General features: G+C 70.6%; 22 protein-coding genes. 11 read left to right on the forward strand and 11 right to left on the reverse strand.

The features are described 5' to 3' along the window. Nucleotides 1-202: 202 nt before the first annotated feature. The 4 genes from ACFXGJ_RS14080 to ACFXGJ_RS14095 all read right to left on the reverse strand — a co-directional run bounded on the left by ACFXGJ_RS14080 (nucleotide 203) and on the right by ACFXGJ_RS14095 (nucleotide 3,531). On the reverse strand, nucleotides 203-1,456 hold the full coding sequence (locus ACFXGJ_RS14080) for an MFS transporter (RefSeq protein WP_378620678.1): 1,254 nt from the start codon (nucleotides 1,454-1,456) through the stop codon (nucleotides 203-205). A gap of 27 nt (nucleotides 1,457-1,483) precedes the next feature. Continuing rightward, nucleotides 1,484-1,948, reverse strand: coding sequence for a MarR family winged helix-turn-helix transcriptional regulator (locus ACFXGJ_RS14085; protein ID WP_378620680.1), 465 nt, complete (start codon nucleotides 1,946-1,948; stop codon nucleotides 1,484-1,486). Nucleotides 1,949-2,023: 75 nt separating this feature from the next. Further along, complete coding sequence (locus ACFXGJ_RS14090; RefSeq protein ID WP_378620682.1) at nucleotides 2,024-2,626, reverse strand: phosphoribosylanthranilate isomerase; 603 nt, start codon at nucleotides 2,624-2,626, stop codon at nucleotides 2,024-2,026. Next, nucleotides 2,623-3,531: an LLM class F420-dependent oxidoreductase gene (locus tag ACFXGJ_RS14095; RefSeq protein WP_378620685.1), complete on the reverse strand. Its 909-nt coding sequence runs from the start codon at nucleotides 3,529-3,531 to the stop codon at nucleotides 2,623-2,625. The genes ACFXGJ_RS14090 and ACFXGJ_RS14095 overlap by 4 nt, the downstream gene beginning before the upstream one ends. Before the next feature lie 69 nt (nucleotides 3,532-3,600). On the opposite strand from ACFXGJ_RS14095, the gene ACFXGJ_RS14100 reads away from it, so the two are divergent. Next, a complete protein-coding gene (locus ACFXGJ_RS14100; RefSeq protein WP_378620687.1) occupies nucleotides 3,601-4,296 on the forward strand; it encodes a lysoplasmalogenase family protein in 696 nt (231 codons plus the stop codon). Nucleotides 4,297-4,336: 40 nt separating this feature from the next. On the opposite strand, the gene ACFXGJ_RS14105 is transcribed toward ACFXGJ_RS14100, so the two are convergent. Next, entirely contained in the window at nucleotides 4,337-4,783 is a 447-nt protein-coding gene (locus ACFXGJ_RS14105) for a hypothetical protein (protein WP_378620736.1), read from the reverse strand. 52 nt (nucleotides 4,784-4,835) lie between these two features. On the opposite strand from ACFXGJ_RS14105, the gene ACFXGJ_RS14110 reads away from it, so the two are divergent. From ACFXGJ_RS14110 to ACFXGJ_RS14125, 4 genes are all read left to right on the forward strand, one after another. Next, nucleotides 4,836-5,624, forward strand: coding sequence for an SDR family oxidoreductase (locus tag ACFXGJ_RS14110; protein ID WP_378620689.1), 789 nt, complete (start codon nucleotides 4,836-4,838; stop codon nucleotides 5,622-5,624). Between the two features lie 112 nt (nucleotides 5,625-5,736). After that, nucleotides 5,737-6,309: a DUF6636 domain-containing protein gene (locus ACFXGJ_RS14115; RefSeq protein ID WP_378620691.1), complete on the forward strand. Its 573-nt coding sequence runs from the start codon at nucleotides 5,737-5,739 to the stop codon at nucleotides 6,307-6,309. Nucleotides 6,310-6,323: 14 nt separating this feature from the next. Continuing rightward, on the forward strand, nucleotides 6,324-7,013 hold the full coding sequence (locus ACFXGJ_RS14120; RefSeq protein ID WP_378620693.1) for a TrmH family RNA methyltransferase: 690 nt from the start codon (nucleotides 6,324-6,326) through the stop codon (nucleotides 7,011-7,013). Nucleotides 7,014-7,047: 34 nt separating this feature from the next. Further along, the gene (locus tag ACFXGJ_RS14125) at nucleotides 7,048-8,184 is read left to right on the forward strand and encodes a glycoside hydrolase family 76 protein (protein WP_378620695.1); all 1,137 of its coding nucleotides are present in this window, start codon (nucleotides 7,048-7,050) and stop codon (nucleotides 8,182-8,184) included. Between the two features lies 1 nt (nucleotide 8,185). Here ACFXGJ_RS14125 and ACFXGJ_RS14130 read toward each other — a convergent pair whose 3' ends face one another. The 3 genes from ACFXGJ_RS14130 to ACFXGJ_RS14140 form a co-directional block, all read right to left on the reverse strand. After that, nucleotides 8,186-8,635, reverse strand: coding sequence for a hypothetical protein (locus ACFXGJ_RS14130; protein ID WP_378620697.1), 450 nt, complete (start codon nucleotides 8,633-8,635; stop codon nucleotides 8,186-8,188). After that, nucleotides 8,632-9,066 (reverse strand): MarR family winged helix-turn-helix transcriptional regulator, encoded by a 435-nt coding sequence (locus ACFXGJ_RS14135; RefSeq protein ID WP_378620699.1) that lies wholly within the window; start codon nucleotides 9,064-9,066, stop codon nucleotides 8,632-8,634. Before ACFXGJ_RS14135 ends, ACFXGJ_RS14130 begins: the two co-directional genes overlap by 4 nt. A gap of 78 nt (nucleotides 9,067-9,144) precedes the next feature. Next, nucleotides 9,145-10,965 carry a glycoside hydrolase family 15 protein gene (locus ACFXGJ_RS14140; protein ID WP_378620701.1) on the reverse strand — a complete coding sequence of 607 codons (1,821 nt, stop codon included), beginning with the start codon at nucleotides 10,963-10,965 and terminating at the stop codon, nucleotides 9,145-9,147. A gap of 153 nt (nucleotides 10,966-11,118) precedes the next feature. On the opposite strand from ACFXGJ_RS14140, the gene ACFXGJ_RS14145 reads away from it, so the two are divergent. Continuing rightward, entirely contained in the window at nucleotides 11,119-12,264 is a 1,146-nt protein-coding gene (locus ACFXGJ_RS14145; RefSeq protein ID WP_378620703.1) for a GTP-binding protein, read from the forward strand. Between the two features lie 34 nt (nucleotides 12,265-12,298). Here the strand turns inward: ACFXGJ_RS14145 and ACFXGJ_RS14150 are convergent, their stop codons facing one another. Continuing rightward, nucleotides 12,299-12,946 (reverse strand): DedA family protein, encoded by a 648-nt coding sequence (locus ACFXGJ_RS14150; RefSeq protein WP_378620705.1) that lies wholly within the window; start codon nucleotides 12,944-12,946, stop codon nucleotides 12,299-12,301. 3 nt (nucleotides 12,947-12,949) lie between these two features. Next, entirely contained in the window at nucleotides 12,950-13,618 is a 669-nt protein-coding gene (locus tag ACFXGJ_RS14155; RefSeq protein WP_378620738.1) for a DedA family protein, read from the reverse strand. 236 nt (nucleotides 13,619-13,854) lie between these two features. Here ACFXGJ_RS14155 and fbaA point away from each other — a divergent pair, with 236 nt between their 5' ends. Together fbaA and ACFXGJ_RS14165 are read left to right on the forward strand one after the other, a co-directional pair. After that, nucleotides 13,855-14,892, forward strand: coding sequence for a class II fructose-bisphosphate aldolase (fbaA, locus tag ACFXGJ_RS14160; RefSeq protein WP_378620707.1), 1,038 nt, complete (start codon nucleotides 13,855-13,857; stop codon nucleotides 14,890-14,892). 140 nt (nucleotides 14,893-15,032) lie between these two features. Beyond that, complete coding sequence (locus tag ACFXGJ_RS14165; RefSeq protein WP_378620709.1) at nucleotides 15,033-15,869, forward strand: NAD(P)H-binding protein; 837 nt, start codon at nucleotides 15,033-15,035, stop codon at nucleotides 15,867-15,869. A gap of 24 nt (nucleotides 15,870-15,893) precedes the next feature. On the opposite strand, the gene ACFXGJ_RS14170 is transcribed toward ACFXGJ_RS14165, so the two are convergent. Next, nucleotides 15,894-16,493: a hypothetical protein gene (locus ACFXGJ_RS14170; protein ID WP_378620711.1), complete on the reverse strand. Its 600-nt coding sequence runs from the start codon at nucleotides 16,491-16,493 to the stop codon at nucleotides 15,894-15,896. A 99-nt stretch (nucleotides 16,494-16,592) separates the two neighbouring features. Between ACFXGJ_RS14170 and ACFXGJ_RS14175 the strand changes: the two genes are divergently transcribed. From ACFXGJ_RS14175 to ACFXGJ_RS14185, 3 genes are all read left to right on the forward strand, one after another. Continuing rightward, complete coding sequence (locus ACFXGJ_RS14175) at nucleotides 16,593-17,009, forward strand: DUF3151 domain-containing protein (RefSeq protein ID WP_378620713.1); 417 nt, start codon at nucleotides 16,593-16,595, stop codon at nucleotides 17,007-17,009. Between the two features lie 58 nt (nucleotides 17,010-17,067). Beyond that, on the forward strand, nucleotides 17,068-18,141 hold the full coding sequence (locus tag ACFXGJ_RS14180) for an aromatic acid exporter family protein (RefSeq protein ID WP_378620740.1): 1,074 nt from the start codon (nucleotides 17,068-17,070) through the stop codon (nucleotides 18,139-18,141). A gap of 84 nt (nucleotides 18,142-18,225) precedes the next feature. Next, a complete protein-coding gene (locus tag ACFXGJ_RS14185; RefSeq protein WP_378620715.1) occupies nucleotides 18,226-19,143 on the forward strand; it encodes a cation diffusion facilitator family transporter in 918 nt (305 codons plus the stop codon). The last annotated feature ends 4 nt before the right edge of the window (nucleotides 19,144-19,147 follow it).

Consider the following 19,147-nt stretch of genomic DNA (forward strand, 5'->3'; position numbering starts at 1 on the left):
TCCTGACCCAGCGTTGGGTGGGGGCAGTGACCGGTTTCGTGTGAAACCCGGCCGCTGAACCCCCCCGGTTCGAACCGTCCGCGTCAGCGAGGCGCCGGAGTCTCCGACGTCGCCAGCAGGCGACCCGCCGACCACATCGACTACCGAGTCCACCGGGTCCTGTAGTGCGAAGCGGACTCCTGACCGGATTCGCCTCGTTCGGCTAGTCGGAGCCGGCGGTGACGGCGGCGGCCTCCTCGACGCTGTGCGGCACGGGGTCGTGCTCGTCGACGTGAGCGAGCACCGTGCGCCCGGTGGCGAGCACGGCGATCGCGACGGCCGTGCAGGCGGCGCCGACCCAGAACGGCATGTGCGCGTTGCCTTCTCCCAGCTTGCCCGCCAGCCACGGGGCGGCGGCGCCGCCGACGAACCGGACGAAGCTGTACGCCGCGGAGGCGGTCGACCGCTCGACCGGCGCGGAGATCATGACGGTCTCGGTGATGAGGGTGTTGTTCACGCCGAGGAACAGTCCGGCCAGCACGACACAGACGACGAGCACGGCCTTGTTCTCGGTGAACACGGCCATCGCGGCGAGGTCGACGGCGAACAGCGCCAGCGCCAGCATCATCATCGGCAGCGTGCCGTAGCGGCGTTGCAGCCGCGGCGCGAGGAACACGGACGAGACCGCCAGGGCAAGACCCCAGCCGAAGAAGATGAAACCGATTGCGTAGGTGCCCATGTCGAGCGGGAACGGGGTGTACGCCAGCAGCGTGAAGAAGCCGTAGTTGTACAGCAGCGCGGTGATGGCGACGGTCAGCAGGCCGCGGTGGCGCAGCGCCAGGAAGGGCGCGGCCAGTGAGGTCCGGTTCGACTTCGGGGCGGGGGTGGCCGGCAGCATCGTGACGATCAGGATGAACGCGACCGCCATCAGGACCGCGACGCCGAAGAACGGTGCGCGCCAGCTGACGCTGCCGAGCACGCCGCCGACCAGCGGCCCGACCGCGATGCCGATGCCGAGGGCGGCCTCGTACAGGATGATCGCCTTCGCCACGCCGCCGCTGGCCGCGCCGACGATGGTCGCCAGCGCGGTCGCGATGAACAGCGCGTTGCCCAGGCCCCAGCCCGCGCGGAAGCCGACGATCTGTCCGACGGTGCTCGACATGCCGGCCAGGGCGGCGAACACCACGATGATCGCCAGGCCCCACAGCAGGGTCTTCTTGGGTCCGATGCGGCTGGACACGACGCCGGTGATCAGCATCGCGACACCGGTCACCAGCATGTACGAGGTGAACAGCAGCGAGACCTGCGACGGCGTCGCGTGCAGTTGTTCGCCGATCGGCTTGAGGATGGGGTCGACCAGGCCGATGCCCATGAACGCGATGACGCTGGCGAAGGCCACCGCCCACACCGCCCTGGGCTGGTGCAGGATGCTGGTGCTCTCGGGTTCGGCGCTGGTGGCCGTGTCGGTGATACTCACGGGCACTTCCTTTGTGTCACTAGGTGATTAGCGGGTCGCGGTCGACGACTTGATGGCCGCGCGAAGATCGGCCAGGCTGCGCGAGAGTCGTTCGACCTGTTCGGTGTCCAGGCCCGGGAGGTGCCCGGCGAGGGCCTCGCCGATTTCCTGCCGCGCCTCCGCGAGCCACCGGCGGCCGGCCTCGGTCATTTCGACCACGACGGCCCGGGAATCCTCGGGATCGCGTCGGCGGACGGCCAGTCCGGCGTCGGTGAGTTGCTTGAGCAGCGCCGTCGCCGTGGGCTGCGAGCACCGGTCGACGCGGGCGAACTCGCTGATCCGCAGCTCGCCGTACTCGTCGAGGTGTGACAGCGCCCGCATCCAGGTACGGGGCCGGTCGTCGGTGCCGATCGACGAGGCGAGCCGGGTGAATCGCGAGGTGTTGGTGACCAGCTCCGCGAGAACCTCGCGGAGTCGAGCCTGTGCGCTGTCCGGGTCGCCTGCCGTAGCCATGGCAATTATCATTGCATAGGAAAACTATATAAGTAAAGGGTGGGCTGCCACCCGATCGAACCGGAGGGGAGCGGCTCAGGCCTCGGCGGACCGGACGGCCTCGGCGAACGCCACCATCAGCTCGGGATCCTTGACCCCGCGACTGGACTCGATGCCGCTGGAGACGTCCACGCCCCACGCGCCGGAGGAGGCGACGGCCCGGCCGACGTTCTCGCGGTTCAGCCCGCCCGCGAGGATCCACCGGCCGGTAGGCAAAGTGCTGCGGTCCTGCCAGTCCCAGGTGACCCCGGCGCCGGCGACCGCCCCGTCCACCAGCAGCAGGTCCTCGCCGAGGCTCGTCGAGTGGTCGAGCCCGACGCCGGTGTTGATCGCGCGCACCACGATCAGTCCCGCCTCGTGCAGCGCGGTGACCTCGGCCGCGGACCGCAGGTCGTGCACCTGGACGGTGCCGATACCGGCGGTGGTCGCCGCGTCGACGATCTCCTCGATGCTCTGCCCGACGAACACGCCGACGGCCGTCACCCGGTCGGGGATGCGGGCCCGCAGCAGGGCGGCCTGTTCCGGCGTCACGCGGCGGGGGCTGGCGGCGAACACGAACCCGATCGCGTCCACGCCCAGGCGCACCGCCAGGTCGACCGTCGCCTCGTCGCGCAGGCCGCACATCTTGATGAATGTCATGTCTGATCGGGTTCCTTCAGCCGGTGTCCCGTCGAGGATATTCGCAGGGCGGGCAGCCACCGACGGGCGAGCTCGCCGATCCAGTCGGCCACCGCCGCAGGATCCTCCGGGGGCGACTCGACCAGGACCAGCTCGTCGACTCCCGCCGCGGCCAGCGCCGCGACGTCACCGACGTCGGGTTCGGCCAGCGCGACCGCCACCGTCGGCTCGTCGGGCGCCCGGCCCGCCGCCCGGCAGAGGTCGTGCAGCAGGCCGGTGCGTTCGGCCACCGCGTCGGTCCCGGCGAGGTTGAACCCGTACCAGCCGTCGCCGACGGTCGCGACGCGTCGCAGCGCGGCGTCGCTGTTGCCCCCGAAGAACACCGGAACGCCCGCAACGGGTTTCGGGTTGACCCGCACCTCGTCGAAACTGGCGAACTCGCCGTCGAACGTGGCCGGGTCGTCGCGCCACAGCGCGCGCATGGCGGCCACGTACTCGACGGACCGGGCGGCGCGCCGCTCGAACGGGATCCCGAGGGCCGCGAACTCCTCCCGCGACCAGCCGATGCCGACGCCCAGCGTCAGCCGGCCCCCGCTGAGCCGGTCCAGCGACGCGGCCTGCTTGGCGAGCAGCACGGGGTTGTGCTCGGGCAGCAGCAGCACCCCGGTGGCGATCCGGACGGTCTCCGTCGCGGCGGCGGCGAAACCCAGCGCGACCATCGGATCGAGCCAGTCGGCGGCCGCGGGCACCGCGATGACGCCGTCGTCGGCGTACGGGTAGCGGGATCGCGGCCGGTCCACCATCACCACGTGCTCGCCTGCCCACAGGGTTGCGAAGCCGTGCGCGTCCGCGGCGACCGCCACCGCGTCGATCACCGCGCGGTGGGCACCGGCGCCGATTCCCAGTGCATGCAACCCGAGGCGCACAGTCCGATCGTCGCACGGTGCGCGGGGTGACCGATACGCTCGCCTGACATTTCGGAATCGGAGGTTGGGATGAAGGTCGAGCACGCGGTGTTTCTCGGAGCCAGTGCGGCGACGGTGGTCGGTGCGGTCATCGGCAACGAGCGCCTCCAGCAGGTCGCCAAGCCGCTGATCGCGCCCGCACTGGCCGTCCGGGTGCTCCGGGGTCAGGAGAACATCGACGCGGTCGACGCCGGACTGCTGGTCGCCGGACTCGCGGCGGCGACCGTCGGCGACGTGTTCATGATCGACCCGGACGACGACCAGCGACTGATCCGCGGCGCGTCCTCGTTCGCGGTGATGCAGGCCGGCTACTCCACGGTGCTGGCCCGGCGCGGCGCCCGCCCGACCGCCGCCGCACTGGTGCCGCGACTGCTCGGCTGGCTCGGCGCGGCGGGGCTGCTGCGGGCCCGGGCCGCGTCGGTGGCGCCGACGCTGACCGGCTACGGCGCGGTGCTCGGGACCACCTCCACCCTGTCGGCGGACCCCGCACTCGCGCCCGGCGCGCGAGTCGTCGCGGGCATGGCGGTGCCGAACCGGGACCGCCGCAGCTGGCTCGGTCTCGGTGGGCTGCTGTTCACCAGCTCGGACGCGCTGATCGTGGTGCGGCGCCTGTTCATTCGCGGCGAGACCGGACGGCGTGCGTCGGAGGGCGTGATCCTCGGCAGCTACGCGGCCGCGCAGTTGCTCCTCGTCGAGGGCATGCTCGCCGCCGGCGACCGTGCGTGATCGATGACCCCAATCGGGGTGAGAATCGCGCACAGGCGCGTCAGGGGCACAGGATGATTCGGTCGCGGTCCTTCGGGTCGACCCGGATCGACACGGTGGACCCGGGGGCGAATCGGTCGCCCTGGCCCTCGGGAATCTCGTAGAGCACCTGGCCGGTGTAGGTGGCCGACCCGGGCACGGTCAGACGCAGGCGCAGCGCGGTGATCTGGCCGTGGTCGACGGTCTCGGCGAGCCGGCGCGCGCTCTCGATGGTCGCCCAGCCCTCGAGCCCGTGCCTGCCGAGCTTGCGATCGGCGTGCGTCGGGCGGTCGGCCCAGATCATGCCGAGACCGAGCGCCGAGCCGAACGCCGCCAGGAGTCCGACGATCTGGTAGGGCACGGTCTCCGGCGGGGTGTGCTGCACCAGCCAGCCGAGCCACAGCGCGAGCACCACCACGTACCCGGCGGTGACGGCGAGGACGGTGCGGACTATGCGTTCGTGGAACATCGAGCCCTCCACCTCCAGGGTAGTAGCCGCGCGACGACCTACGCTGGCCGTCATGACGAAGCGGACGGTGGTCATCACGGGTGCGGCGGCGGGGATCGGCCGTGCCACCGCTCTGCGTTTCGCGCGGGACGGCTACGTGGTCGGCGGGTTCGACATCGACGCGACCGGCCTCGCCGTGCTCGCCGACGAGATCCGCGCGAACGGCGGCCAGGCGCACACCGGCGTCCTCGACGTCACCGACGCCGACCAGTGGCGGGCCAGGCTTGCGGACTTCGCCGAGGTGGCGGGCGGCCGGCTCGACGTCCTGGTCAACAACGCGGGCGTGCTGTCCTCGGGACCGTTCGAGCAGACGCCGATCGGCGCGCACCGGGCGATGGTCGACGTCAACGTCGCCGGCGTCGTCAACGGCTGCGCGGCCGGTTTCGAGTACCTCGCGCCCACTCCGGGGTCGGTGCTGGTGAACCTGTGCTCGGCGTCGGCGATCTACGGGCAGCCGGAACTGGCCACCTACGGCGCCACCAAATTCGCCATCCGCGGGCTCACCGAGGCGCTCGAGTTGGAGTGGCGCCGGCACGACATCCGGGTTCTCGCGATCTGGCCGCTCTTCGTGCGCACCGCCATGACCGACGACATGGACACCGGGTCGGTGGGGTCGCTGGGCATCCGACTCACGGCTGACGACGTCGCCGAGACCATCGCCCGCGCGGTGACTCGGCGGCCGCGACTGCTGCCGAAGGTGCACTACCCGGTTGGGCGGCAGACCCGCGCCATGATGCTCGGCTCCCGCTTCTCGCCGGGATGGCTGGCCCGGGAGATCAACCGGCGGATCAGCCACACCTAGCCTCACCTGCGCGAGTTTCACCGCCGTGGAGGCAGGCCCTAGGGTCTTTCGCGACCGTCAATATCCTTCACGGCCGTCGAGGAGAGGTGCGCGAGTGGGTTCACGTCGAGCAGTGCCGGTTCTGATCGGAGCTGCGGCGGTTGCCGTGCTCGTCGCCTGCGGAACGTCCGGAGCGGACGAGAGTGCGCCCGCCACCACGGTTGCCGCGACCACCACGACCGCCGCGCCGACCACCACGGTCGCCCCGACCACCACGACCGCGGTCACCACCACCGCCGCGCCGTCGACGACCACACCGACGCCGACGGTCGAGTACCACCGCAACGAAGCCGTCTACTTCACCTCACCGTCGGGCGACTTCCAGTGCGGGATCATCGAGTTGCCCACCCGGACCGAGGCGGGCTGCCAGGGGCCGACCACTCCGATCCCGCCGCGGCCGGGGAACTGCATCGTGGACTGGGGCAGCGGTATCCGCGTGACCGGCGCCGGGCGCGGGGAGTTCCTGTGTGCGGGAGGATTGGTCTACACCTCCGGCGGCGCCACCGCGGATCGGGTGCTGCCGGTCGGGCAGAAGGTCAACTCGTTCGGCTTCACCTGCCAGTCCCGGGCCGACGGGGTGACCTGCACGAAGGACGAGACGGGGCACGGCTTCAGGATCGCCACCGGGTCCAACGACCTCTTCTGAGAGCGAGTACCACCATGTCCGACCGCGAATCCGAACCCGCAGCGCCGGGGGAGGAGCCGGGACCCACCGAGTGGGGCGAACACCCGCACGGGGTCGGGCCGTGGCGCACCGAGTACGACACCCCGCCGCCCGAGGACCCGCGCTACGACCCGGAGTTGCTGGCGACGGGGGACCGGCGCAATGTCGTCGACGCCTACCGGTACTGGACCCGCGAGGCGATCGTCGCGGACATCGACAGTCGCAGGCACCCGTTCCACGTGGCGATCGAGAACTTCGGGCACGACGCGAACATCGGCACGGTGGTTCGCACGGCCAATGCGTTCGCGGCCTCCGCGGTGCACATCGTCGGTCGTCGTCGATGGAATCGGCGCGGCGCCATGGTCACCGACCGCTACCAGCACATCGTGCACCACCCCGACGCCGCCGAACTGTTCGAGTTCGCGGCCCGCGAGAACCTTGCCGTCGTCGCCGTGGACAACACGCCCGGGTCGGTGCCCATCGAGACCGCGAGCCTGCCGCGTGAGTGCATCCTGCTGTTCGGGCAGGAGGGGCCCGGCGTCACCGAACACGCGAAACGCTCGGCCGCGATGACCGTGTCCATCGCCCAGTTCGGCTCGACGCGCAGCATCAACGCGGGCGTCGCGGCGGGCATCGCGATGCACGCGTGGATCCGGCAACACGCCGATCTGAGACGATCTTGGTAGCGAATCGTCACACAAATAGGCAAGATCATTTGTTATGCAGCACCAGTGGTCGGGGAGAGCGGACGCAGCCGAGGGCGCGATGGTGTCCCGGCATGTGCGCCGACTGTGGGCGCTGCCGGGCACGGCCCTCGGAGTGGTGGCCTGGCCGCCGGTGCGCCGGGAGCGGCTCTTCTTCAGCTGGCACTACTGGTGGCAGGCACATCTGCTCGACTGCGTGGTCGACGCCGCCGAGCGGGCGCCGAGCCCCAAGCGTCGCCGCCGGATCACGAAAATAGCCAGAGCCCACCGGATTCGGAACATCACCGGCTGGACCAACAGTTACTACGACGACATGGCCTGGCTGGGTGTCGCGCTGGAGCGGGCCCAGCGGCTGCAGCACGTGGACTACCGCGACGCCATCGGCGATCTGGAGCTCGAGCTGTTCGACGCCTGGGCCCCCGAGAGCGGCGGCGGCATACCGTGGTGCAAGAAGTCGAACTTCTACAACACTCCCGCGAACGGGCCGGCCGCCATCCTGTTGGCCCGCACCGGGCGGCTCTGGCGGGCCCAGGCCATGGCCGACTGGATGGACGAGACCCTCCGTGACCCGGCGAGCGGGCTGATGCTCGACGGCGTCCGCACCGACGGCAGGGCGGGAGGCAACCCCGGGATCGCCCGTGAACTCGACCGGGAGATCTACAGCTACTGCCAGGGCGTGGTGCTCGGGGTGGAGACGGAGCTGGCCGTGCGGCTCGGGGCGCGGCGTCACCGGGAACGAGTACATGCACTGGTGGACGCCGTCGACAAGCAGCTGACCGAGAACGGGGTGATCGCCGGCGGCGGGGGCGGCGACGGCGGCCTGTTCGACGGCATCCTCGCCCGGTACCTGGCGCTGGTGGCCGCACACCTGCCCGGTGACACCGAGGCCGATGTGCGAACCCGCCGACTGGCCGCCCAGATCGTGCTGGACTCGGCGGAGTCGGCCTGGGAGAACCGGCTGCAGGTCGAGGGCCTGCCGCTGTTCGGTTCCGACTGGTCGAAGCCGGCGCGGCTGCCCGGTCTCGGCGAGGGGATCGCGACGTTCACCGGCGGGACCGTCCGGTCCTCCGACATCGCCGAGCGCGACTTCTCCGTGCAGCTCGGCGGGTGGATGCTGATGGAGGCCGCGCACGTGGCGTCGGGAGTGTTCTGAGTCAGGCGAGCGTCGCGCTGCTGTCCCGTCGGGGTCGCCAGGGGAACGGGTTGAGATCCGGCTCGACCCAGCCGGCCTTCGCCGGCGCGGAGGCCAGTGCCGCCGCACTGTAGAAGCGGGACAGCAGGCGCTTGTCCAGCAGGTCGGGGTGCTGGTCGACGAACGCCGTGAAGTCGTCGTCGACGTGGTCGGTCAGGTGGTGACCCACGAGTTCGACCCAGGCCCGGCTGACGGTCGCGTTGTACTTCTGGGGCACGCCCGCGTTGCGGGCGGCGCGCTGGATGCCGTCACTGACCAGGCCGACCGCCTCGGGTACCCCGAGTCGCCGCACGGCCAGCCACGTCAGGTGGATGTGCTCGCGATGGCCGAAGCGATCGGCGGTCGCCGTGACCTCGGCGAGCAACGCCCGAAAATCGGGTGGCGGGGAAACATCTGGGGGAGGCGTTGTCATGACGACACCTCGGTCAGGGCTTGCAGGGCGACGCGAAGGCCCGCGATCGTGTTCGCCGGCAGGCCGTCGAGCGCGCGGTGCTCCAGGTCTGTGACGGTCCGCCGGATCGTGTCGGCGGTCAGCTGCCCGGACGAGGTGAGTTCGATGAGCACCGCGCGGCGGTCGCCAGGGCGGGTGCCGCGGGTGATGTGGCCGCGGCGTTCCAGGCGGTCCAGGATGCTGGTCAGCGTGGTGGGCCGGGCGCCCACGGCCGCACCGAGTTCGGAGACGGTCCGGCCTCGGCCGTCGGCCAGATTGGCCAACACGTTGATCTCGGAGGGGGTGAGGTCGAGATCGACGAGTGCTGTGGCGAGCACTTGCAGGGTGGCGTGGGTAGCCCGCTGGAGCGCGAGAAGGGCCGACCATCCGGATGGCACGAATTCGGAACTCACGATTTTGGACTATACGATTTCGTAGTATCTCCCGCAAATGCGGCCCTGGCCCTCGACGTTGTCGGGAACGGCTGAGGCCTAGCTCTCGGCCTTGATCACGCTGGTGACGGCGTCGATGAGCGCGAGGTGGGTGAACGCCTGTGGGAAATTGCCCAGATGCCTGCCGCTGGAGGCCTCGATCTCCTCGGCGTAGAGGTGCAGCGGGCTGGCGAACGAGAGCAGCTTCTCGCACAGCATCCGGGCCCGATCCACCTCGCCGATCATCGCGAGGGCGGACACCAGCCAGAACGAGCAGATCGTGAACGTGCCCTCGATGCCCGAGAGGCCGTCGTCGGTCTCGTCCGTCCGGTAGCGCAGGACCAGCCCGTCGGCGGTCAACTCGTCGGCGATCGCCAGCACCGTCGCCCGGACCCGATCGTCCTCCGGGGGAAGGAAGCCCATGATCGGGATGAGCAGGGCGGCGGCGTCGAGGGCGGTGGTGTCGTAGTGCTGGACGAATACGCCCCGGTCGTCTACCCCGCTGGCGCAGACGTCGGCGTGGATCTCGTCGGCCGCCCGCCGCCACCTCTGTGCGAGCTCGGCCTGGCCGCGATCCGCGGCCATGGCCGCGCCGCGGTCGGCCGCCACCCAGCACATGACCTTCGAGGCCGTGAAGTGGCGGGGCTCGCCGCGCACCTCCCAGATCCCTCGATCGGGCTTGGGATAGACCTCGATCGCGCCGTCGACCAGTTGGGTGACCAGCGCCCACGCGGGAGGGCCGAGCTGACTGGCGTGCTTGACGTGGGTCGCGACCGACTCGATCAGCATCCCCCACATGTCGTGCTGGCGCTGGTTCCAGGCACCGTTGCCGACGCGGACCGGGCGGGCGCCGTCGTAGCCGGCCAGGTGGTCGAGGGTGTGCTCGGTCAGGTCGCGTTCGCCGCCGAGGCCGTACATGATCTGGAGCGGTCCGCTCGCCACCGCGTCGATCAGGAACGCGAAGTACTCGAAGGCCACCCAGTCGTAGCCCAGCTCGAACAGGGCGCGGAGCATGAAGGCGGAGTCTCGCACCCAGGTGTAGCGGTAGTCCCAGTTCCGTTCGCCGCCAGGGGTTTCCGGAAGCGAGGTGGTCGCGGCGGCCATCAGGGATCCGGACGGGGCGTAGGTCAGGCCCTTGAGGGTGAGGGCGCTGCGCTCGAGGTGCGATCGCCACCGGTGGTCGGGAAAGTTGCCCTTCCGGAGCCAGTCGCGCCACATCCGGTCGGTGCCGTCGAGGAGGTCGGTGGCCTCGTCGACACTCGCGACGGAGTGGCCGTCCCAGCAGAGCGCGACGAAAGCGGTTTCCCCCGCGGACAGTTCGGTTCGGGCACCGGCCCTGGCTGCGCCGAAGGTGAGCCGGAGGTTGCTCGTCAGCGTGAGTGCGAGTTCCCCGGCGGAGCAGGTCGCGCTCTCGTAGCCCTCGCCCGCGTAGGCCCATGTGCCGGTCGAGATGCCGTACTCGAAGAGGGGCATGCAGTTGACGGTGATCTCGACGCTGCCCTCGATGCACGCGGCGGTGCGCACCAACATGTCCTGCGCTACGTGGTCCCCCGGTGGCCGCCGATACTCCTCCGACCGGGTGGTGCCGTTCCACGGCCCCATCACCAGCGCGTCGCGCACTACCAGGGTGCCGGTCGGCAGGCACCAGGTCGTCTCGAGGACCATCGACCCCGGGAGGTACCGGCGTTGCGAGGGCGCCTGGGCGTGTGTGGGGCCGAGTCGGAAGAAGCCCGCGGACCGATCCAGGAGCGCGCCGAACACGCTGGGGGAGTCGGGTCGGGGAATGCACATCCATTCCACCGAGCCGTCCGGGGCGACCAGGGCCGACGTCTGGCAGTCGGACAGGAAGGCGTAGTCGGCGATCGGAGGGAACTCGGACATGACCGCCGTCCTTCGTGTGCGCTGCGGGGTGGCTGTGCCCTGTGAAGGTACGCCGGGGCCCGCCGACCGAGCGTGATTTGCGCCCCGGTCGGGGTGTGCCGCGCGCACCGGCCGCGGGTCGCTAGGTCAAATGACAACCATTATCATTAAGGGATGACTTCAACGACGCCGAAGAAGCTGCCCGTCACCGTCCTGTCCGGATTCCTCGGCGCGGGCAAGACCACCGTGCTCAACCACGTGCTCGCCAACCGCGACGGTCGCCGGGTCGCGGTGATCGTCAACGACATGAGCGAGGTGAACATCGACGCCGCCCTCGTCGCCGGTCAGGGACACCTCGACCGGACCGAGGAGCGGCTGGTCGAGCTGACCAACGGCTGCATCTGCTGCACCCTGCGCGAGGACCTCGTCGAGGCGGTCGGGAAACTCGCCCGAGACGGACGCTTCGACCAGCTCGTCATCGAATCGACCGGCATCTCCGAGCCGATGCCCGTCGCCGCCACCTTCGACTGGGAATTCGAGGACGGGTTCAGTCTCGGTCAGGTCGCCAGGCTCGACACGATGGTCACGGTGGTGGACGCGTCGGCCTTCCTCGGCGAACTCGCCCGCGGGGACCGCCTCGCCGACCGCGGCGAGGTCGCCGGTGAGGGCGACGAGCGGAGCATCTCGGACCTGCTGGTCGACCAGGTCGAGTTCGCCGACGTCCTGCTGCTGACCAAGACGGACCTCGTCAGCGACACGGTCGCGGGGACCGTCGAGGCCACCCTGCGCAGGCTGAACCCGTCCGCGCGCCTGCTGCGCACGGTGGCAGGCGTGGTCGACCTCGCCGAGGTCCTGGACACGGGGCGGTACGACCCGTGTCTCGCTGCGCTCGCGCCCGGCTGGGACGACGAGCTCGCGGGTGGGCACACCCCGGAGACCGAGGAGTACGGCATCCGGAGCGTCACCTACCGGGCAGGCCGGCCGTTCCACCCCGCTCGGCTCGAGTCCGCGCTCGCCGAGATGAGGGGCCTGCTGCGCAGCAAGGGGTTCTGCTGGATCGCCAGCAGGCCCGCGGTCGCGGCGATCTGGTCGCAGGCCGGACCCAATCTCACGATCGAGCCCGCGCAGTTGTGGGCGGGCGCCGACCTCGCGCCAAGCCAGGAGCTCGTTTTCATCGGTGTGCGGCTGGACGTGCACGCACCGAGGCGGATTCTCGACCGCGCCCTGCTGACCGACGACGAGATGAGCGCGGGCCCCCGCGCGTGGCGGCGCTACCCGGATCCGCTGCCGGCCTGGGACGGCGCTGCGCATGGGCACTGATCGCGCCGTGGCCCCCGGTGTCGGGGCGGCCGATTCACTCGACCTCGTAGGCCTCCACCGGTCGCGCGAGTTCCTGCCGGTACTGGCGAACCCCGATGCCGGTGCCGACCACCAGCAGCAGGACCATCACGCCGAGCACCGCGGGCAGCAGCCACGACACCCGCTCGAGGAAGCCACCCGCGTAGAACCCGAGCAACAGCAACACCGGTGCCCAGGCCACCGCGCCGATGCTGCTCGCGATCGTGAAGCTGCGGTGGTTCATCCGGGCCGCGCCCGCGACCAGCGGGCAGAGGGTGCGGACCCACGGAATCCACCGTGCGATCAGCACCGACCAGAATCCGTGCCGGTCGAGCAGGGCGTTGACCTTGTGCAGATTCGCGGTGTTGAGGTACTTGCCGCCGCGCCGGGCGACCAGGCTGTGGCCGGTGCGATGGCCGATCACGTAGCCGACCTGGTTGCCCGCGATCGCGGCGACCGCGGCTCCCGCCGACAGCAGCCACACCTGGGTGCTGCCGGTGTAGTGGCCGGCGAGCACGATGCCCGCGGTGACGAGCAGGGAGTCACCGGGAAGGAACAGCCCGATGATGAACGCGCACTCGAGGAAGACGAAGGTCAGGACCACGACCCACACGACCACCGGACCGACGGTTTCGAGCGGGCCGAAACTGCCGGCGAGCACCATGAACTACGGCGTGGGTTCGTCTTGCGGGGTCGCGACCGCCGCCGCGGCCTTGGCCTCGCGCGCCACGAGCATCTTCTTGGCGACCGCGACGATGCCGGGCAGCACGGAGATGAAGACGATCAACAGGAAGATGGCCTCGACGTTGTCGCGGATGAAGGTGACGTTGCCGAGGAAGTACCCGAGCGCGGTGACGCCGCCGCCCCACAGGATGCCGCCGACGATGTCGTAGGACAGGAACGTGCGGTAGTTCATCTTCGACACACCGGCGATGACCGGGGTGAACGTCCGGACGATCGGCACGAAGCGCGCCAGGATGATCGTCTTGGGGCCGTGCTTCTCGAAGAAGGCGTGCGACTCGGTGACGTACTCCTTCTTGAAGAAGCGCGAGTCCTCCTTCTTGAACAGCGCCGGGCCGATCCGGCGGCCGATCCAGTACGCGCACTGGTCGCCGAGGATCGCGGTGACCGACACGGCGACCAGCAGCACCCAGATGTTGACCGGAGGGTTCGGCTGAGCCGAGAGCAGGCCGCCCGTGAACAGCAGCGAGTCGCCCGGCAGGATCGGGAACAGCAGGCCCGTCTCGACGAAGACGATCGCGAGGATCGCCGGCAGCACCGCATTCCTGAGCCAGGACTCGGTCAGCAGGTACATCGGGTCCATCCACTGCGGCATCAGAGCCAAGTTGGTCACGGACGCATGGCCATTGGTCGCGAGCTCCGAGGCTGCCTGCACAATCACGCGGACCAGAGTACCGGCGGCCGCTGAGAGCTCGCTGAGTCCCGTCCGTCCGATCGCCGGACGCAGAGGAGACGCCGCGCGCGTGAGTTGCCATACTGCATGGAGCACCCGCGCGCGAGCCGACACGATCGGCAGCGCCCACACCACTCGTCTTATGGAGGACAGCCGCCGTGCCTATCGCAACTCCCGAGGTCTACGCCGAGATGCTCGGCCGGGCCAAGGAGCACTCCTTCGCCTTCCCCGCCATCAACTGCACCTCCTCGGAGACCATCAACGCGGCGATCAAGGGCTTCGCCGACGCCGGCAGTGACGGCATCATCCAGTTCTCGACCGGTGGCGCGGAGTTCGGCTCCGGCCTGGGCGTCAAGGACATGGTCACCGGTTCGGTCGCGCTCGCCGAGTTCGCGCACGTCATCGCCGCCAAGTACGACGTGACCATCGCGCTGCACACCGACCACTGCCCGAAGGACAAGCTGGACGGCTTCGTCCGCCCGCTGCTGGCCATCTCCCAGGAGCGCGTCAACGCCGGCCTGAACCCGCTGTTCCAGTCGCACATGTGGGACGGCTCGGCCATCCCGATCGACGAGAACCTGGAGATCGCCAAGGAGCTCCTCAAGCTCTCGGCGGCCGCGAACATCATCCTCGAGGTGGAGATCGGCGTCGTCGGCGGCGAGGAGGACGGCGTCGAGGCCGAGATCAACGACAAGCTCTACACCTCGTCCGAGGACTTCGAGAAGACCGTCGACGCGCTCGGCGTCGGCGAGAACGGCAAGTACCTGCTGGCCGCGACCTTCGGCAACGTGCACGGCGTCTACAAGCCGGGCAACGTCAAGCTCAAGCCCGCCGTGCTCGAGGAGGGCCAGCGGGTCGCCGCGGCGAAGCTCGGCCTGGCCGCCGGCTCGCAGCCGTTCGACTTCGTCTTCCACGGCGGATCGGGCTCGCTCAAGTCCGAGATCGAGGACTCGCTGAACTTCGGCGTCGTCAAGATGAACGTCGACACCGACACCCAGTACGCGTTCTCCCGTCCGATCGCCGGGCACATGTTCGCCAACTACGACGGCGTCCTCAAGATCGACGGCGAGGTCGGCAACAAGAAGGTCTACGACCCGCGCAGCTACCTGAAGAAGGCCGAGGCCGGCATGACCGCCCGCGTCGTCGAGGCCTGCAACGACCTCAAGTCCGCCGGACGCTCGGTCTCCGGCAGCTAGGTTCTCCCGCCGAAGGCGCAGTTGCCGTCGCGGTCACCCGACCGATGCGACGGCGGCTGCGCTTTCGTGTTCTTCCCGAGTGACCCGAGGGGCGCGTTTCTGCCCGAGCAATCCGTGCGTCGGCGCCTAGGCTCGGTCGCATGACCAAGGTGATCGCGGTGTCCGGAGCCAGTGGTCACCTGGGTGGGGGTGTGGCACGTGCCCTGTCGGCGGCGGGTGCCCCGACGGTGCTGATCGGCCGCGATCCGGCGCGGCTGCCCGATCTGCCCGGCGCTACCGCGCGGCGCGGCAGCTTCGGCGACCCGGTGCTGGGCGAGGCGCTCGACGGCGTCGACACCTTCGTCATGGTCTCCGCCACCGAGACCCGCGACCGCGCCGACCTGCAGAGGGCCGCGGTGGACTGCGCGGCCGCGGCGGGGGTGCGCCGCATCGTGTACGTCTCGTTCGTCGGTGCCGCCCCGGACTGCACGTTCACCTTCGGTCGCGACCACTGGCACACCGAGCAGCGCGTCCGGGAGTCCGGGCTCGCCTTCACCTTCCTGCGCGACAACCTCTACCTGGACCTGATGCCGGGGATGGTCGGGCCGGACGGCGTCATCCGCGGGCCCGCCGGCGACGGCCGCGCCGCCATGGTCGCGCGCGCGGACGCCGTCGCCGTCGCCGCGGCGGTCGTGCGCTCGCCGGACTACGACGGCGAAACCCTGGACCTGACCGGACCGGCCGCCCTGTCGTTGCACGAGGTCGCCGCGGCGCTCACGTCGGTGTCGGTTGAGGCGATCACCTACCTGCCCGAGACCGTGGACGAGGCCTACGCCTCGCGGGCGTCCTACGGGGCGCAGCAGTGGGAGGTCGACGGCTGGGTGAGCTCGTACCGGGCGATCGCGGCCGGGGACCTGGCGCGGGTCAGCGGCGACGTCGCCCGGGTGCTCGGGCGGGCGCCGCTGGGCATCGCGGACGTGCTGCGGCCGCGTTCCTGATCGGGCCGACCCCGACTCCGCAGGTCAGCTGCAGACCTTCCAGGCCCCGTCCTGGCGCTGCAGGGTGAACGACCGGGCCGAGCTGCTGTCGGCGGGAGCGGCGGCGGTGTGGACGGTCACCTGAGCGATCGCGTTGTCGTCGTCGGTGATCGAGACCGCATCGATCTTGTCGACCACCGGAATCGATTGCGCGGCCGCTGCGGAGCGGTACACGTCGGCGAACTCGGCGTCCGGGACCTGCCGGTAGTAGTCGCCGAGCGGGCCGCACGACGTGGCGCGCAGCGTCGCGAGATCGCCGGAGGTCATGGCGCCGACGAACGCCGTGATCGCGGACTCGACCTGCGCCTGCGGGCCGTCGGACCCGTCGCCGCGGCCGGTCACGAAGTACGTCACGCCCGCCGCGACGAGCGCCGCCGCGATCACCACCGCCGCTGCCAGCGGCCAGCGGCTGCGCCGGGTGGGCTCCGCCGGGGGGATCTTGGCGGGGGTCGCCGCGGGGGCCGGGACGGGCGTGGCCAGGCCTGGCCCGACCTTGGTCGGCGTGGCCCGGGAGACGTGCGGGATGACGGTGGTGACGGCGTCCTCCGCCGCGGGGTCAGTGGTGGGGTCCTCGGAGTCCGGCACGTGCGCCCCCTCGTTGCTCGACCGGTGTCTCGGCGACACCGGATGTCGTGGCTGTGGGCAGCCTATCGAGCCGGGGGCCCGCGGGGCACAATGGTGGCCATGACTTCTTTCGGTGACCTGCTCGGACCACAGCCCACCCTGCTGCCCGGAGACGAGGACGCCGAGTCCGACCTCCTCAACCACGCCGACCCCAAGGCGGTCGCAGCCGCGCACCCGACGGCGTCGATCGCGTGGGCCTACCTGGCCGAGGCCGCGCTCGTCGACGGCGAGACGATCACCGCGTACGCGTACGCCCGCACCGGCTACCACCGCGGCCTGGACCAGTTGCGCCGCAACGGCTGGAAGGGTTTCGGTCCGGTGCCCTACAGCCACGAACCCAACCGCGGGTTCCTGCGCTGCGTCGCGGCACTGTCGAAGGCGGCCAAGGAGATCGGCGAGTCCGACGAGCACGCCCGCTGCCTGGACCTGCTGGAGGACTGCGATCCCCGAGCCGCCGAAGCACTTGGCGTCGAGTAGATTCCGCAATCTCGATCTCAGTCGAGGCCGGGATCGTCTCCGGGCCTCGGTAACCCGGCTGCGCGCGTCCGCGCTCCCGGTGCTGCAGTGCGCGCTCGCAGCCGGGTTGTCCTGGTGGATCGCCAACGATCTGATCCACCACCCGGACCCGTTCTTCGCGCCGATCGCGGCGGTGGTGTCACTAGGACTCTCGCTCGGCGCGCGGGTGCGCCGGTCCGTCGAGCTGATCGTCGGCGTCACGGTCGGTATCGGCGTCGGGGACCTGCTGATCTCCTTCATCGGCACCGGGGCCTGGCAGATCGTGCTCGTGGTGGCGCTCGCGATGTCCACCGCGATCTTCCTCGACGGCGGCCCGATCATCGCGATGCAGGCCGGCACCTCCGGGGTGCTCGTGTCGACCCTGATCCCGCCGGGTGCGAGCGGCGGCCCCCACCGCATGGTCGACGCGCTGATCGGTGGACTGGTCGGGGTGGTGGTCGTGGCCTTCGTGCCCTCCCATCCGGTGCTCCGGGCACGCAAGAGTGCCGCGAGCATCCTCGGCACCGCCTCGGAGGTGCTGCAGTTGGTGGCGGACGGGCTCGTCGCCAACGATCCGAAGCCGATCGAGGAGGCCCTGCGCAAGGCCCGCACCACCCAGGCCGCGATCGACGGGCTGCGGGCGAGCCTGACCGGGGGGCGGGAGATCAGCAGGCTCTCGCCGCTGTACTGGAACTCTCGGCCGCGGTTCGAGCGGCTCGAACGCGCCGCCGACCCGATCGACAACGCGATGCGCAACATCCGCGTGTTGGCCCGGCGGTCGTTGTCGCTGGTGCGGGACGACGAGATCCTCGACCCCCGCCTGGTGGACGAGGTGGAGAAGCTCTCGCACGCGGTGGACGTGCTGCGCCGGATGGTGCTGGCCGACCCCGGGCAGCAGCCCGATCGGGCGGAGGCCGCGCGGGTGCTGCGGTCGGTGGCGGTTGGGGCCAAGGCCGAGCTCGTGCAGAACGCGGGGATCTCCGCGACCGTGGTGTTCGCCCAGATCAGGTCGCTGATCGTGGACCTGCTGCAGGTCGCGGGGTTGTCGCGAGTCTCGGCGGTCGCGACGCTGCCGCCGACGGTGCCGAAGCCCGCCTACCCGCCCGACCTGTAGGAGACGCACACCTTTCGATATATGCGAATGTATGCATATGATGTGCGCGGGCCGGCACGGTGCCGCGCCCGTGAGGGGTGTGTCATGGGAGTCGGTCACGGTCACGGAACGGCGGACGCGAGCGCGGCGGGACCGTCGTCGGCCCGGATCCGGCGGATGGTGATCGCGCTCGGGATCCTGCTCGCGTTCCTCGGGCTCGAGGTGGGCGTCGGGCTCACGATCAACTCCCTGTCGCTGCTCGCCGACGCCGGCCACATGCTCACCGACGTGGTCGGGATGTCGATGGGGCTGGTCGCGCTGATGCTGGCCCGGCAGGGCTCGAAGGCCGCCGCCCGAACCTTCGGCTGGCACCGCGCCGAGGTGCTCACCGCGATGGCCAACGCGGTGCTACTGCTCGCGGTGGCCGCCTGGGTGATGTACGAGGCGATCGGGCGCATCGGCGACGCCCCCGAGATCCCCGGCCTGCCCCTGATGCTGACCGCGGCGGCCGGTCTCGCGGCGAACCTCGTGGTGATGCTGCTGCTGCGCGCGGACGCCAAGGACTCCATCGCCGTGCGCGGCGCCTACCTCGAGGTCCTCGCCGACGCCGTCGGCAGCGTCGGGGTGCTCATCGCCGGCGCGGTCGTGCTGCTGTTCAACTGGCAGTACGCGGACATCGTTGTCGGCGTGGCGATCTCGCTGTGGGTGGTGCCGCGCGCCCTCAAGCTGGCCGGGGCGGCGCTGCGCATCCTCACCCAGGCCTCGCCCGCGAACGTCGACGTCGACACCGTGCGGGCCGACCTGCTGGCGCTGCCCGGGGTGTCCGACGTGCACGACCTGCACGTGTGGACGCTGACCACCGGCATGGACGTGGCGACCGTCCACCTGACCACCGAGGTGGACGGCCAGGGGGTGCTCGCCGCGGCCAAGACGGTGCTCGACGGTCACGGGCTGAGCCACGCGACCGTGCAGGTCGAGTCGGGTGCGGAGGGCTCGCACTGCCAGGAGAACCTCACCTGGTGACGCG

It is taken from the genome of Rhodococcus sp. NPDC059234, assembly GCF_042754225.1.
Lineage (GTDB): Bacteria > Actinomycetota > Actinomycetes > Mycobacteriales > Mycobacteriaceae > Rhodococcus_G.